The sequence below is a fragment of the Rhodococcus sp. 05-2255-3B1 genome, from assembly GCF_002258545.1.
Taxonomy (GTDB): domain Bacteria; phylum Actinomycetota; class Actinomycetes; order Mycobacteriales; family Mycobacteriaceae; genus Rhodococcoides.
Genome location: NZ_NOZC01000043.1, coordinates 37,559 through 52,348, shown reverse-complemented (window position 1 = coordinate 52,348; position 14,790 = coordinate 37,559). Strand labels below are relative to the sequence as shown.

15 protein-coding genes, 1 rRNA gene and 1 riboswitch are annotated in these 14,790 nt (G+C 64.0%); of the genes, 8 read left to right on the top strand and 8 right to left on the bottom strand.

Translation table 11 applies throughout. The features are described from left to right. Together rrf and CH249_RS27685 are read left to right on the top strand one after the other, a co-directional pair. A 5S ribosomal RNA gene (gene rrf, locus CH249_RS26435) occupies nucleotides 1–97 on the top strand; the annotation flags it as partial. Between the two features lie 1,164 nt (nucleotides 98–1,261). Beyond that, the gene (locus CH249_RS27685; protein ID WP_143544596.1) at nucleotides 1,262–1,561 is read left to right on the top strand and encodes a hypothetical protein; all 300 of its coding nucleotides are present in this window, start codon (nucleotides 1,262–1,264) and stop codon (nucleotides 1,559–1,561) included. A 3-nt stretch (nucleotides 1,562–1,564) separates the two neighbouring features. On the opposite strand, the gene CH249_RS26430 is transcribed toward CH249_RS27685, so the two are convergent. Next, complete coding sequence (locus CH249_RS26430; protein WP_094647067.1) at nucleotides 1,565–1,849, bottom strand: GNAT family N-acetyltransferase; 285 nt, start codon at nucleotides 1,847–1,849, stop codon at nucleotides 1,565–1,567. Nucleotides 1,850–2,035: 186 nt separating this feature from the next. Here CH249_RS26430 and CH249_RS26425 point away from each other — a divergent pair, with 186 nt between their 5' ends. Beyond that, the gene (locus CH249_RS26425; RefSeq protein ID WP_045194378.1) at nucleotides 2,036–2,806 is read left to right on the top strand and encodes a hypothetical protein; all 771 of its coding nucleotides are present in this window, start codon (nucleotides 2,036–2,038) and stop codon (nucleotides 2,804–2,806) included. Nucleotides 2,807–3,036: 230 nt separating this feature from the next. After that, complete coding sequence (locus CH249_RS26420) at nucleotides 3,037–3,357, top strand: hypothetical protein (protein WP_032393530.1); 321 nt, start codon at nucleotides 3,037–3,039, stop codon at nucleotides 3,355–3,357. Nucleotides 3,358–3,372: 15 nt separating this feature from the next. On the opposite strand, the gene CH249_RS26415 is transcribed toward CH249_RS26420, so the two are convergent. Beyond that, nucleotides 3,373–3,735 (bottom strand): helix-turn-helix domain-containing protein, encoded by a 363-nt coding sequence (locus CH249_RS26415; RefSeq protein ID WP_032393460.1) that lies wholly within the window; start codon nucleotides 3,733–3,735, stop codon nucleotides 3,373–3,375. Nucleotides 3,736–3,809: 74 nt separating this feature from the next. On the opposite strand from CH249_RS26415, the gene CH249_RS26410 reads away from it, so the two are divergent. Next, nucleotides 3,810–4,466, top strand: a complete 657-nt coding sequence (locus tag CH249_RS26410) for an FMN-dependent NADH-azoreductase (protein WP_094682039.1) — start codon at nucleotides 3,810–3,812, stop codon at nucleotides 4,464–4,466. A 20-nt stretch (nucleotides 4,467–4,486) separates the two neighbouring features. Then, a complete protein-coding gene (locus CH249_RS26405) occupies nucleotides 4,487–5,764 on the top strand; it encodes an LCP family protein (protein ID WP_094647068.1) in 1,278 nt (425 codons plus the stop codon). Nucleotides 5,765–5,799: 35 nt separating this feature from the next. Here the strand turns inward: CH249_RS26405 and CH249_RS26400 are convergent, their stop codons facing one another. The 6 genes from CH249_RS26400 to CH249_RS28585 all read right to left on the bottom strand — a co-directional run bounded on the left by CH249_RS26400 (nucleotide 5,800) and on the right by CH249_RS28585 (nucleotide 11,396). Beyond that, on the bottom strand, nucleotides 5,800–6,537 hold the full coding sequence (locus CH249_RS26400; protein WP_094647069.1) for an ABC transporter ATP-binding protein: 738 nt from the start codon (nucleotides 6,535–6,537) through the stop codon (nucleotides 5,800–5,802). Next, the gene (locus tag CH249_RS26395; RefSeq protein ID WP_094632293.1) at nucleotides 6,530–7,366 is read right to left on the bottom strand and encodes an ABC transporter permease; all 837 of its coding nucleotides are present in this window, start codon (nucleotides 7,364–7,366) and stop codon (nucleotides 6,530–6,532) included. Before CH249_RS26395 ends, CH249_RS26400 begins: the two co-directional genes overlap by 8 nt. Further along, nucleotides 7,344–8,357, bottom strand: a complete 1,014-nt coding sequence (locus CH249_RS26390) for an ABC transporter substrate-binding protein (RefSeq protein WP_094647070.1) — start codon at nucleotides 8,355–8,357, stop codon at nucleotides 7,344–7,346. The genes CH249_RS26395 and CH249_RS26390 overlap by 23 nt, the downstream gene beginning before the upstream one ends. After that, a complete protein-coding gene (locus CH249_RS26385) occupies nucleotides 8,354–9,076 on the bottom strand; it encodes a TenA family protein (RefSeq protein ID WP_094647088.1) in 723 nt (240 codons plus the stop codon). The genes CH249_RS26390 and CH249_RS26385 overlap by 4 nt, the downstream gene beginning before the upstream one ends. Further along, nucleotides 9,070–9,169: riboswitch (TPP riboswitch) on the bottom strand. Its footprint overlaps the gene before it by 7 nt. Before the next feature lie 63 nt (nucleotides 9,170–9,232). Then, on the bottom strand, nucleotides 9,233–10,630 hold the full coding sequence (locus tag CH249_RS26380) for a sugar porter family MFS transporter (RefSeq protein WP_094682038.1): 1,398 nt from the start codon (nucleotides 10,628–10,630) through the stop codon (nucleotides 9,233–9,235). Nucleotides 10,631–10,748: 118 nt separating this feature from the next. Then, complete coding sequence (locus CH249_RS28585; RefSeq protein ID WP_045194396.1) at nucleotides 10,749–11,396, bottom strand: hypothetical protein; 648 nt, start codon at nucleotides 11,394–11,396, stop codon at nucleotides 10,749–10,751. Between the two features lie 98 nt (nucleotides 11,397–11,494). Here CH249_RS28585 and CH249_RS26370 point away from each other — a divergent pair, with 98 nt between their 5' ends. Together CH249_RS26370 and CH249_RS26365 are read left to right on the top strand one after the other, a co-directional pair. Next, nucleotides 11,495–13,072 (top strand): carboxylesterase/lipase family protein, encoded by a 1,578-nt coding sequence (locus CH249_RS26370; RefSeq protein WP_094682037.1) that lies wholly within the window; start codon nucleotides 11,495–11,497, stop codon nucleotides 13,070–13,072. Between the two features lie 137 nt (nucleotides 13,073–13,209). Beyond that, nucleotides 13,210–14,724 (top strand): ATP-dependent DNA ligase, encoded by a 1,515-nt coding sequence (locus tag CH249_RS26365; protein WP_094682036.1) that lies wholly within the window; start codon nucleotides 13,210–13,212, stop codon nucleotides 14,722–14,724. Nucleotides 14,725–14,790 lie beyond the last annotated feature (66 nt).

The following is a 14,790-nucleotide window of genomic DNA, read 5'->3' as shown; positions in this document are numbered from 1 at the left end:
GGAAACGCCCGGTCCCATTCCGAACCCGGAAGCTAAGCCCTCCAGCGCCGATGGTACTGCACTCGACAGGGTGTGGGAGAGTAGGACACCGCCGAACACAATTTCCCAGAACACCCCCAGACCACCCGGTCCGGGGGTGTTCTGCATTTCGAAACCACAACCACAACCGACACCACACCGCGTCGTCACGCACACAATCCCCGAGCAGCCCACACCCACAGGGGCAAACGCACGCAGTCGCCAACCGCGCACACGATCGCACCCCAACCACCCACCAATCCCCGCGCACCTGACGAACGCGCGCGCACGTGCGGGACACGAGGATCGCAGGCCGGATGCCGACGCGCGAGGCGAATGCGGACTCCGTTATGAGGAGGCAAACGCGCGCGCATTCGCCATCCGCGCGCACAATCGCACCCCGGACACCCACCATTTCCCGCGCACCTGACGAACGCGCGCGCATTCGCGGAACGGCGACCACCACCGACGCGGGCATCAGCCTCCACCCGACCCGAGCAGCCCACACCCACAGGGGGAGGGGCAAACGCGCACGCAGTCGTCAGCCGCGCGCACAATCGCGGCCCGGACACCCACCACTTCCCGGGCACCCGACGAACGCGCGCGCATTTGCGGAATGGCGAGCACCGCACAGCAGCGAGCGCCTACCCGATCTCGACCCGACCACCACCGACCACCAGCGCAGCCGGCATCAGCCCACATCCCCGCGAACAACGCGCGCGCAGTCGCCAACCGCGCACACAATCGCAGCCCGGACACCCGCCATTTCCCGCGCACCCGACAAAGACGCGCGCATTTGCGGACACCCAGGGCTGAACTCCGGTGCCGGTGCGTGACGCGAGTGCAGACTGCCGACGGGAGCGCGAACGCGCGCGCGTTTGCGAGCTGGGACTCTCGACCTCGACTCCGGTGGCAGTAGACGGGAGTTTCATCGGGCAGTACACGGTGTGTCGGTTCGTTGCGTTGGCCAATGTCGTCCGCAATGCCTACTGGTTGGCAAATAGCCGCTATACCAACCTGATTCGTGGACCACAACGCCTGCGCCTCGAGCGTCGAATTTAATCGGTGGAGTTCGGGGCGGCCGCCGTGCATGATCGTGACACAGGCACATCGCAGAGACCGTGGAGGTGGACAATGGCAGCAGAAATGAATTACGCACGCCGTCGAGTTGTCTGCACGCGGTTTGCCATGGTCGCCGATCATGCTCTCTGAGTAGACCTTCGGCCCAACCGGTGCTAATCGGTTGACCCAATTTCGCAATTTGACCAATACTTCGCCGCACAACAATGCCCTGTGTCCGGCGTCCACTTTTGTTGTAGGAGAACAGATGTACCACTACGAACAGATCCTTAACGAACACCGACAACGCGTCGCGCGTGGTGTGCAGAATTACGAACGGCGTCGGGTGGCGGAAGAAAGAGCTGCCGAAGCAGTTGTCGCAGAATCGGATTCACGCGAGAGTGAGGCCATGGGGGCCGTGGCCTCGAACGACTGCGAATCGGACTCCGAGATCGGCATCGGGGTGATGTCGCTCAGCCGGTGACAGTCAGGTCTCCACCAGATGTGAGTAGCGATCACCCGCGGCTGCTATGAAGTCGCGAACGAACCAGCACGTAGGGACAACGCGGAGTCCCTGCGTGCTGGTGTCGTCGAGAGCGAATTCGGTGAGCGCAGCGGCAAGTCCTCGGCCGCGAAACTGCGGAAGCGTCACAGTGTGATGAAACGTTCTGGAACCGTCCGATTCCAGGTATTCCGAGTAGCCCGCCAACTCGGAATCGACATGGATCTCGAATCGATGGTCGGCACTGTCATGGGTGATCTCGACAGTCATGGTGGTATCTCCTCGCCGAGTTCGGTGTCACCACCGTAACCGGCACTCGTCCCGTGGAGAGTTCTGCGGTTACTCGAGCACGCATCGACGCAGTAGGGTGAGGGAAACCGAGTCGTGCGAGCGCCACCCGTCGCAACACCGCTCTTCATAAGCACGGGGCGCTCTCGAGGCTGAAGGTGGCAATCCGTGGAAGACACATCCGACCGGGGAATCAAGGCATTCATTCGAACCGTCGCTCAGCGCGGTGGTCGCGCAGAGCGGCTGACGACGTCGCGGCGTAACCCCGTGCAGGTCTGGTCCATGGACGGCAGTTCCTCGTGCATAGTCCGAGTGCGATCCAAGGTGACGGGTGACTGGAAAGCCCGCAGGCAGGACGAATCGCTCGAGAGTGACGACACTGGATCCTCGTACTGGGTGTTCGTCGATCTCGCGAACGAAGAGCCGCGCTTCTACATGGTCTCGTCCGAGGAGATGGCCACCGACATTCGCGGAGAAGTCGACCTGTGGGTCCAGGATTCGCCCCTCCGTACCAGGACTGGGCATCATGCAATCGCGGTGGACAGAGTGCTGCACGGCAGTGAGCGTTGGGACCTGCTCGGTCTGAGTGCAACCTTGGACACAACGGTCGATCTCGGACCCGAACAGACGTGGGTTCGTACTCCACGGGTGAAGACGCCTCGTAAGTCGGCCAAGGCAGCCGTCGAAGAGGAAGTTGTGGACAACCGAGTACGCGTCGTTGCCGACTGCGAGGGCTATCGGCTGAGCGGCCGCTACGACCCCGAGACGCAACGGCTCGAGATCACCGCAGGGCCGATGGAGGGTCGACGGTTCGACAATCCCTCCGTCGCCGCCAGTGCAGTAGCCACGCACATCAGTGGGGACGTCGAGGAGCGCGACGGTTGGCAGTTCTGGCAGCTGGACACTCCGGATCGAGCTCCGTTGGGATCGTTTCAGTAGGAAACCACAGCGCACGACTGCTCTGTTGTGATTGCTCACCAAATTGGCCTATCCGGCAAAAACGGGACAAAGGTCCGATTAACCTAGCGCTGGTAGGACGAGCTCCCTGCTTTAGCCCCTGGGTCGAATCGATGTTCGAGAGTTCGTCCGCGCATCGAAATTCGGGTACCAGCGAGCTCAACGGTCGACAGTGCGAGGGGTGCTGTCGACCGTGGGGAGAGGTTTTCACCATGGAACATTCCTTCCGGACGGGCACGGCCCATGCGTCCCGTTTTCTGTTCCTCATCGCCCAGTTCGTCGATCGGAGAATCCCGGCCGAGTTCTTCTCCGCTCAGTTCCGCGAGCTGCAGAACACCCAATCCACCTATCTCGATGCCGACGTCTCTTCGGTCATCGGAATGTTGTCGGTCGACGTCGGCGCGTACCTGGGCGATGTCGAAATCAGAGGGGTGGACTACATCGACTCCGAACAACTCTGGCTGGCTGCCGGGCAGGCGTTTCGCGATCTCATGACCGTCCAGTCCCAGCACATCGAACGCGAGGCAGGGTGACCGCAACGCGTACCCTCACCGGAATCGATCACGCTGCCGCAGAAGGTCTTCGAGCCTGAATCGTCGGTGCGTGCCGCGCATTTCGATCGATAGGTCGCCCGCGTCGGCCAACCGTCTGACATAGGTGTCGGAGACACCGAGGACCTCGGCAGCTTGCGAAGTGGTCAGCAACTCGTCCACGGTTCCGATGGCCACCGCCCGGCCGGTCGAGAGTTGGGTCAGAAGTTCCAAGACCGCACTGCGTGATGCGTCGTCGAGTCGAACCTCCGAACCGCCGATTCTGAGGTCGACGTCCGCTCCGGTTCGCTCGTGAACGACTGCCGCCAACGAGTTGGCCGATCGCGACTCGAGAGCAGGCATGACGAATCGGAAGTCCATTCGTCCAGGATAGGAGTGGGCGCAGGCGTCGGTACGCATAGGCTCGGAGCACCCAGCATGTGAGGAGTGTTCCAGTGCCACAGTTGTTGCACCTCGATTCGTCCGCCGACCCGGATCGTTCGATAAGCCGTCGGGTGACGGCCCGCTTCTCGGACGCCTGGCATGGCATCGGCACCGACCACTCGGTGATCCATCGAGACCTGCATTCGAGTCCGTTGCCCCACCTACCCACCTCGGCGCTGCACTGGGCACCTCGCCTGCGAACCGCCGACGAAATCGTGGGGCCGTCCGCCGAGGCGTTGCAGGTCGAACTGATCGAGGAACTGATCTCGGCCGACGCGGTGCTGATCGGCGCGCCGATGTACAACTGGTCGATCCCGTCGACCCTGAAGGCATGGATCGACTACGTACACGTTCCGGGTGTCACTGTTCCGTTCGACAGTGACACGGCACCTCTCGTCGGCAAGCCCGTGGTCGTGGTGACCAGTCGGGGAAACGACTACACCCCCGGTACCGACAACGCATCCTCCGACCACACCACCGCGCAACTGCGACAGGTGCTCGGAGTTGCGCTGGGGATGGACGTCCACTTCGTCCCGGTCGACTTGACGCTCGCCGAGCGGGTGCCGGCGCTCGCACCGCAGATTCCGCAGGCACGAGCCAATCTCGAGGCGGCGTTCTCCGCCGTCGACGATCTTGCGTTGCGATTGGGTGGAGCAACCACCAGGTGAGCGCCGAGTAGCCTGGCGAGGTGCTCTCGAACGGCCCAGGTAACGACACCACCCGCGGTGAACGTGGATCAGGGCGCCATCGCATCAGGACGCCGTCGCGCAACCGCGGTCTCGCGCTCCGAATCGGCCGAATTGTCGTCGCCACTGCGGCAGTTGCCTCGATCGCGGTGAGTGGAATCGGCTTCGCGGTGTACCGCGAAGCCACCACGGGGCTGACCACCTCGGACGCGCTCGACGGCATCGCGAACAATGATCCGGGCGGCAACGGCGAGGACACCAACATTCTGTTGATCGGTCTCGACAGCCGCAAGGACATGGACGGCAACGACCTGCCTGCCGAGTTCGTCACCGATGCGCTGCATGCGGGCGACAGCGACGTCGGCGGTTACAACACCAACACACTGCTGCTGGTGCACCTTCCGGCCGACGGAGGGAGGGCGACTGCGCTGTCGATACCTCGCGACGACTACGTCGACGTTCCCGGATACGGCAAGCGAAAGATCAAGGAGGCGTACGGACTTGCCAAAGCCGACGCCGATACACAGTTGCTCGACGAGGGCGTCACCGATTCGGCCGAACGTGAGCGTCGAGCACGCGACGCGGGTCGGCGATCGACGTTGACCGCGGTTCGTGACCTGCTCGACGTGCCGATCGATCATTTCGCCGAGGTGAACCTGCTGGGCTTCTACGACGTCGCGACAGCCGTCGGGCCGATTCAGGTGTGCCTGAACAATCCGGTACACGACAACTATTCGGGGGCGGACTTCGCCGCGGGCGCGCAGGAACTGAGCGCTTCGCAGGCGCTGTCCTTCGTCCGGCAACGCCACGGCCTCGACAACGGCGATCTCGATCGAACCAAACGGCAGCAGGCCTTCGTGGCAGGAGTGATGGCCAAGCTCAGCACCTCCGGTGTCATGGCGAACATCGGCGAACTCCGGGCGCTCGTCGCGGGTACCAAGAACGACGTCGTGATCGACGCGTCCTTGGATCCGGTGAAGCTTGCAGGCGAAGCCGGTGCAGTTATGCAGGGAGACATCGATTTCTACACGCTCCCGATCACCGGCTACGACACGATCGACGGGCAGGACGTCAATCTCGTCGACGTCGACGCCGTCCGGGCCGAGGCAGCCCGGCTGATCGGCGACGTACCTGTGCAGGCACCGCCGACCACCGCGGCAGCTGATCCCGCAACGCCGCCGCCCCCGATCGAGGTCGCCGCACAGGATCCGTCCCTGGGTCCGGCGGCAGCCCCCGACGAGGGTGTGCACAGCGACGGCGGCATTCCCTGCGTCGACTGAGCCCTGCGTCGACCGAACTCGCCAGCGGGTATCGGTCAGGGCGTCGGCGCGCTGAGCAGAACGTCCATCAACTGCTTCTCGACCGCCGCGAACTGCGGCGTCGTGACGATCTCGAGCCCGCGTGGACGTGGCAGAGCCACCTCGATCTGCCGTCGAACGTGTGCCGGTCTGGGGGAGAGAACGATCACGCGATCGGAGAGATAGACCGCTTCGCGGATGTCGTGCGTGATCATCAGGACCGTCCACCGAAACTCCGACCAGACCTGCTGCAACCAGGCCTGCATATCGCTTCGAGTCAACGAGTCCAGTGCCCCGAAGGGTTCGTCGAGCAGTAGTACCGATCGTCCCTGCACCACCGTGCGCAGCAGCGCCGCCCGCTGGCGCATGCCGCCGGAGAGCTCGGACGGTCTGGCCGACTCGTACCCGTCCAAGCCGAACACCGGGAACAGCTCGCGTGCCCGCGCTCGCGCCTCCTTCTTGGCAACGCCCTGCACTTCGAGCCCGAGGGTGGTGTTGTCCAGCACCGAACGCCATGGAAACAGGAGATCCTTCTGCGGCATGTAGGCGCACGGCGGTACTCGAACCGTGCCGGAGTCGGGCTTGTCGAGTCCGGCCAGCATGTTGAACACCGTGCTCTTACCGGAACCGCTCGGGCCGATGATCGACAGGAACTCGCCGGGGCCAGCACTGAACGACACGCCGTCGAGTACGGGCTTGTCGCCGAATGACTTGGTGAGATCGTGAACGTCGATGCAGGTGTCGGGGTCAGACATGAAGACCAACCGACCCGTGGCGCGCCCAAGGCGCGACGAACCGCTCCACCAGGAAGGTGGAGACGAACAGGACCACGCTGATCACGGCCGTCACGGCAACCGCGGCGAGAACCAGATCGGTACGAAACGAGTTCTTCTGTTGGCTCATGTAGATGCCGAGTCCGGCACTGGCCCCGGCATATTCGGCAAAGATCGCGCCGACCACGGCGTAGGTGATTCCGATGCGCAGGGAGGTGAAGAACCGGGGTAGCGCCGACGGTAGCCGCACGTATCGAAACTGTTGCCAGCGCGAGGCACCCATGCTGGCCAGCAGCGATCGCGCGTCTCGATCGGCCGCCGCGAAACCCTCGATGAGTCCGATGGCCATCGGGAAGAACGTCGCCAAAGCGATCACCAGGATCTTCGGAAGCAGCCCGAAGCCGAACCAGATGATCAACAGTGGCGCGATCGCGATGATCGGAAGCGTCTGCGATACGACGAAGAGGGGAACGAACGCGCGACGCAGCCACGGCGAGAAGTCCACCGCGATGGCCAGCAACCAGGCCAGGGACAGGGAGACCGCGAACCCGACGAGGGTCACCTGCAGGGTTGCCGCTGCGTTCTCGGCGATCGCATCGCGTTGCGCCCAACCCTGGACCACCACGCGGCCGGGGGACGGCAGCACCTGCGGGCGGATGCCACTGATCTCGACGTAGATCTGCCAGGCGGCGATGATCAGAACGACGACGGTCAGCGCCGGCCACGCCCAACGCAGCGAGGCTCGGATACCGCTGAGCGAGAAGGAAACTCGATCAGCGGCCACCGTCTCATCGATCGCCGAGGTAGTCATTGGTGAAGTAGGTCGACCAGTCCGGCTCCGCGGTCAGAGGCGCGCCGTTCTGATCGGCCAACACGCCACTGTCGTACAGGAACTTGGAGTACGCCGTCCACTTGTCGATACTCTGTCGTCCTACTTCGCCGGACGAGTCCTTCATGTACTTCGCCGCGAGCATCTCCTGGCTCTCGAAGACCAGCGATTCGTCGGTGAACGTTCCCGGATTGGCGTCGATCAGATCCTGTGCGGCCTTGTCCGGATCGTCGGCGGCGAGTTGGTAGCCGCGCTGAAGAGCCTGGACGAACTTCTCGGCCTGGTCCGGGTGGGCTGCGAGCCAGGGCTCGTTGCCGCTGATCGTGATGGCGTAGGCGTCGGGAAAGCCGTAGTCGGTGTAGTCGAAGTACTTCATCGGGGTTCCGCTGTGCTCGGCTTCGATGCCTTCCCACGCGAAATAGGAGACGGTGAAGTCCGCGGTCCCCGAATACACCGCCTCGTACGCCGAGGTTCCCAGGACGACGGTCTCGTATTCGCCTGTGCCACCGTCGTTCTTGATGACCTGCTGGAGTCCGGCTTGCTCACCGGATTCGCCGAAGCCGGCGTAGACCTTGCCGTCGAGTGCCTTCGGGCTCGGTATGTCGTCTCGATCTGCGCGGACACCGATGCCGGTCGCCCAATGTTGGAGCGGCGCGAGGACCGAGACGATCTGCGCGCCCGCCGAAGTGGCGAACACACCCGAACTCTGTGTACTGATACCGAATTCGGCGTTTCCGGCATCGACGAGAGTGTCCGCCGCGGTGTTGTTGTACGGCAGAATCTCCACGTCCAGACCGGCGTCGGCGAAGTAGCCTTCCTGCAGCGCCACGTAGAGGCCGGTGTGGTTGGTGTTCGGCGTCCAGTCCAACGCGAATCGAATGGTGTCGGAGTCCGTCGACTGCGAGCAGCCCACCAGTCCGGTCGTGGCAACGACGGCCGCCGCCAACGCGGCGAGGATCCGAGCGGTTCTCATGCGTGCACCGCACTCTCGGCCAGCGGCCACGGAGTGGGATGCAAAGCGCTGTCCCAGAACATCAATTCGTACCGCGATGCCACGACGAAGGCGTCGATCATCTGCTCTCGCTGTACCGGAGTCGCGGCAGCCGCCGCGTCGTCCACGAATGTCCTTGCGGCGTCGACGATCGCATGGAATTCGGGTGCGTCGTACGCGGCCACCCACCGCGCGTACGGGTGGTCGGGATCGCGATCGAGAACCGCTCTCGCGGCACCGGCGAGTGAGCGGCCCACGTCGGCGTAAATCCAGAAGCACGGCAGAACAGCCGCTGCTGCAACAGGATACGGTTCGGTTGCCGCAATCGCGGTGAGGTAGGAGGTGTAACCGAGGCATGCCGGTGAAGGCTCGGGTGTCCGGGTCGACGCGGGCAGCGCTCCACCGGTCAGCATCTCTTCGTGCGAGGCGGCCTCGTCCATCGCGCTGGCGGCGGCGCTCGCCCAGAATGCTCCGGCAACCGGGTTCGGCGCGTGTGCAGCCAGTAGTGACAGCGACTTGACGTACCCACCGAGATAGAGCGAATCCTGCTCGAGATACCGACGGAACGCATCGAGCGGAAGTGTTCCGGCTCCGAGAAGCCGGAGAAACTCGAGGTCGTCGATCGCGCGTCGGATGTTCTCGGACGCATCCCACAGTAGATCGGTGAAGCGGACCGGGTCCGCAGATACAACAGGCGTCATCGCCTTGACATCCCTTCGTCAGCATTACCTGCATCAGGTTCGGCGGGTTTGATCTCAGCATCCGCATCGGCGGACACACCCCGTGTCAGAACGAAAGCGACAGTAACACCGCTCACCCGGTGGCGCTGGTGCCGCCCCTGCATCTGCGGTCCGGCGTCAGCCCAGCATGTCCTCGAGTTCCATGCCCTTGGTCTCCCTGATCTTGGCCTTGACGAAGAAGAACGAGAGCGCGGCGAACAGAGCGAATCCTGCGTAGATCGCCCACAGCCCCACGGACGACGTCAGCGGCGGGAAGGCAAGCGTGACAGCGAAGTTGGCCATCCAGTTAGCTGCCGTGCCGATGCCGAGCGCCATGGCACGCATGCGGTTGGGGAACATCTCACCGAGCATGACCCACATGATCGGTCCCCATGTGGAGGCGAAGAAGATGACGAACAGATTGGCCCCGACCAACGCGATCGCACCCCACGGAGCGGGCAACGTGACGTCCTCGCCGCTGCCGGTCGCCTGCGAGAATGCCACCGACGCCATGACGAGCCCGACGAACATGCCGATCGAACCCCCCATCAGCAGTTTGCGCCTACCGATTCGGTCCACGAACAGGATCGCCACGAACGTCATGACCACGTTGATCACAGCGGTGATCACGGAGGTGGTGAACGATTGATCCTCGGAGAAGCCGACCGAACGCCACAGCGTCGTCGAGTAGTAGAAGATCGCATTGATGCCGACCAGCTGTTGCAGCACGGCCATCGTGATGCCCACCCAGACGATGGGTTGCAGGCCGAACTTCGGCCCGCGAATATCGGCGAACGACGAGCGTGACTCCTTGCGCAGCGTCAGCCTGATCTCGTGGACGCGCTCGTCCGGGTGCAGCTCACCGGTGATCTCGGCGAGTACGCGGGCCGCTTCCTCGTCGAGATGCTGACCGACGAGGTAACGCGGAGACTCCGGGATCAGGGTTGCCAGCAACCCGTACACGAGAGCGGGAATCACGCCGACCAGGAACATCCAGCGCCATGCCTCGATGCCGAACCACAGGTCGTTGGACGCGCCGTCGGCGGCACCGGCGAGAAGAGCGTCGGACAGCAGAGCAGCGAAAATGCCGATGGTGATGGCCAATTGCTGAAGCGAGGCCAAGGAACCGCGCCATTTGGCGGGAGCGATCTCGGCGATGTACGCCGGTGCGATCACCGAAGCGATGCCGATTCCGAGTCCGCCGAGCACTCGCCAGAGCATCAGGTCGGGGACGCTGAACGCCAATCCCGAGCCGATCGAGGAAACGACGAACAGGGCCGAGCCCAGCAGCATGACCTTCTTGCGTCCCCAACGATCTGCGAGGCTGCCGGCGAACCAGGCGCCCACTGCGCACCCGATGAGGGCGATCGCCACCACGAAGCCGGTGGTGAACGAGCCGAGGAGGAAATGATCTTCGATCGAGTCGACAGCGCCGTTGATGACCGAGCTGTCGAAGCCGAACAGGAACCCGCCCACAGCAGCGGCGATGCTGACGCCGATGACCTTCGCTGTGTGGCGGTCCGAGGTCTGATTCATGTGTGATGCACCTTCCGGCCGCGCGCACGGGCGTCGGCCGCTGGGGAGACCGTACGGCAGGGATTGTCGTACCGTCCCCGGACATTACGCCTGGTAATTTGCCGCGCGAACGAGACCGTCAGCGAAGGTCGAAATCCTCGTTCGAGACGGTGAAACCGTGGCCGACCTGATCGGAGCACGTGACCCCGGTCTTCTCGTCGACGCTGCACTGCAGGCCGTTGGTGGAACCACTTCCGGGCACGGTGAGAACTTCGCCGTACGGCAAGGCCGTCGCAGGCCCGTCGAAACGGTGGAACTTGGGATCGCCGAGGCTCTCGAACTTCGCCGGGGACCCGGCGATCAGCTGTACGGCATTCGGTTTCACCGCCGTCCCCGACGCTCCGCTGCCGGGAACCTCGGGTGCCGAATCGGGGAGTGATCCGTGGCATCCGGCGATCGAGGATTCGAGGACGGCGATACCGCACTCGAATTTTCCGCTGGGGCTCGAGAAGTAGTACCAACCGGGTGCCTTGCCTGCGTAGTCCTGCGGCTTTGCCTGGGCTGCAGCAGGACTCGTCGGCGCCACCGTGGTGGACGTCGGCGTGGCGATCGATGTGGTGGACGGTGATGCCGACGTGGCAGAGGGCACGGAGGGAGCCGTGGCGACCGGGGTGGGGCGGTCGGTGATCACGGTTGCCATCGGACCGTCGCCTTCACCGCTCGCACCGCACCCTCCGAGCATGCATGCTCCGACGACTGCCACTGCGACACATCCGATTCTCTTCATCGCCGGTTCCTTCGCTCGCGGGCGTCGACGCTGTGAGTAACGTCGCCGAGGGGACGGTTGATGTTGGTACGTTGGGCAACGACCGAACGGGAGGTTCCATGGTCACCGCGTCCGACTCCGCTGCGTCCGATTCGACCGTGCTCGTGAGCACGCCCTACGGCGAGGTTCTCGGCTATCCGGTCGATGCCGATACGTCGCCGATCGTGGCCTGGCGGGGTATTCCCTACGCGACGCCTCCGGTGGGCAAGCTCCGGTTCCGCGCGCCGCGACCGTTGCAGCCCTGGGCGGGAGTGCTCGACGGCCTCGAGTTCGGTGCGATGGCTCCGCAGGGCCGCGACAGTCCGGTGCCGATCGATCCGTCGCTGTCGATTTCCGAGGACTGTCTCACGCTCAACGTCTGGGCTCCCCGTCCCGAGGTAGAACTGCGGCCGGTGCTGGTCTGGATCCACGGCGGCGCCTACTCGCTCGGATCGTCGGCACAGCGGGTGTACGACGGGAGGAATCTCAGCGAGAACGGCGATGTGGTGGTGGTGACCATCAACTTTCGTCTCGGTGCGTTCGGGTTCCTCGACCTGTCGTCGTTCTCCACCGACGAGCACACCTTCGAGACCAATCTGGGACTGCGAGATCAGATTGCCGCACTGCAGTGGGTCCGCGAGTGCATCTCGGCGTTCGGCGGCGATCCCGATCAGGTGACGGTGTTCGGCGAATCCTCCGGGGGAGCGTCGGTCACCACGTTGATGACCTCGCCGAAGGCCGAGGGTCTGTTCCAGAGAGCGATCGTGCAGAGCGCGCCTGCGACCTCGGTGTACGGCCCCGAACGCGGAGCCGCGGTGGCCTCGAGGTTCCTGGAGTTGGTAGGCGTCGAGCCGGCGGACATCGGTGAACTCTTGGACATGCATTTCACGAGGCTGGTCACCGCCGGTGACACACTCTGCTACGAGATCCCGACGACAGTGCCTGGGACACTTGGTCTTTCGCCGGTCGTCGACGGAGATATCGTTCCGCGCTATCCCGTGGCGGCCTTCCAGAAGGGTCTCTCGCACAAGATCCCGTTGATCATCGGCACCAACCACGACGAGCCCTCGATCTTTCGATTCATGAAGTCTCCGTTGATGCCGATCACCTCCGACACCGTCTCCGAGATGTTCCGCGCCATCGCTCACGACCACGCGGATCTGCCTGCCTATCGAGTGGCCGAGATCATGGCGGCGTACCCGGACCGAGACAAACCGGCCGGGGCACAAGCCATATCGCGCGACGCGGGATTCCTCATGCCGAGCGTGTGGATCGCCGACGGGCACAGCAGGCACTCGCCGACATGGATGTACCGATTCGATCATGCGACACCGATGCTCAAGGCCGCACGAGTGGGAGCCGGCCACGCGACCGAACTGCCGTACGTCTTCGGCAATTTCGGAACGCTCAACCGAGACCCCACCTTCTGGCTCGGTGGCCGTAAGCCGGCAATGGCGGTGTCTGCGCGGATGCAGAGACGCTGGCTCGCTTTCGCGCGGTACGGCGTCCCCGCTGCGTTGGATGCGTCCAAGCATTGGGCTCCGTACACCGAGAAGACGCGCTGGACGCTGGTGATCGATGCATCCGACACTCTCGTCGACGACCCCGACGGCGACATGCGCGCTGCGTGGGGCGACCGCGTTCTGGGATTCAGCTGACACGTCGCCCGTGCGTTGTGTCGCACGGACGTTGCTGACATGAATCGAACGTAACAGCAACAACACGGGTCGCTCGAGTCACAGCGGTAACAATTGGATGTCAGCACGCTGTCGGTGGGGGCGGTTATGTTCGGTGTGTGTTGATGTCCAGGATCGTCGAAACCTCCCGTGCCGTGGCAGCGACGCGCTCGCGCAAGGTCAAGATCGAGCAGCTGAGCGCGCTCCTGGCCGAAGCGGCAGCCGGTGACATCGAGCCTGCTGTCTCGTGGCTCTCGGGGGAGTTGCCGCAGGGTCGGATAGGTGTCGGCTGGCGCACGCTGGCCGATCTCGACGTCGCGGCTGCCGCGGATTCGACACTGACGGTTGCCGAGGTGGACGAGGCGATATCGTCGGTCGCGGCGACGTCGGGGGCCGGTTCTGCTGCTCGCCGGGTGGCGCTGCTGACGGACCTGTTCTCCCGAAGCACAGCCGAGGAGCGTCGGTTTCTGATCCGGCTCGTCATCGGTGAGCTGCGTCAGGGCGCGCTCGAAGGAATCATGGTCGACGCTGTCGCCGCCGCGACGAATCTGCCGCAGGCCTCGGTGCGTCGCGCATTCATGCTTTCGGGGAGGTTGCCTGCCACTGCGATCGCTGCCATCACCGGTGGCGTCGAAGCGCTGGACGCATTTCGGCTCGAGGTGGGTCGCCCGGTCCGGCCGATGCTGGCCTCGCCCGCGGAGTCTCTGCGGGGCGCATGGGAACAGCTCTCCGGCGATGTCACCGTCGAATACAAGCTCGACGGCGCGCGAATTCAGGTGCACCGCTCCGGAACCGACGTGAGCATCTACACGCGCACTCTGCGCGACATCACTGCGAGTGTGCCCGAGCTGGTGGATCTGGTTCTCGCGCTGCCGTGCGACTCCGTGGTCCTGGACGGTGAGACCCTCGCGCTCGAAGACAGCGGCCGCCCGCGACCGTTCCAGGAAACGATGAGTCGGTTCGGTGCCGAGAGTGCACACGAGCTACTGCTGCAGCCCTACTTCTTCGACTGCCTGCACCTCGACGGTGTCGACCTGCTCGATGCCCCGTTGGAGCAGCGTCTGGCTGCACTGGACCGGGTGGCACCGGGACACCGAATTCCCAGTGTCGTCAGGCCCGACGCGGACGCGGCAGCAGTCCATTTCGACGCGGCACTCGACGCCGGGCACGAAGGGATCATGCTCAAAGCGCTCGGTGCTCCGTACGCCGCAGGCCGCCGCGGAAAGAGCTGGCAGAAGGTCAAACCCGAGCACACCCTCGACCTCGTCGTGCTAGGAGCCGAGTGGGGATACGGGCGTCGCACCGGTTACCTGTCCAATCTGCACCTCGGAGCTCGCGATCCCGACGGCGGTGACCCGATCATGGTCGGTAAGACCTTCAAAGGCCTGACCGACGTTCTGTTGCAATGGCAGACCGACGAATTCCCGAAACACGAGCGCGAGCGTGACGAGCACACCGTGTACCTGCGACCCGAGCTGATCGTCGAAATCGAACTCGACGGCGTGCAGGTCAGCCCACGCTATCCGGGCGGTGTTGCACTGCGATTCGCGCGAGTACTCCGGTATCGACCCGACAAGAACCTTGCCACCGCGGACTCCATCGACGCCGTGCGTGCACTGCTTCCGCACTCGTGAACAGTTCGGACGATTAATACGTACGAAACCGCACGAACGATCCCGTAACACGGCGCAAAATATCTT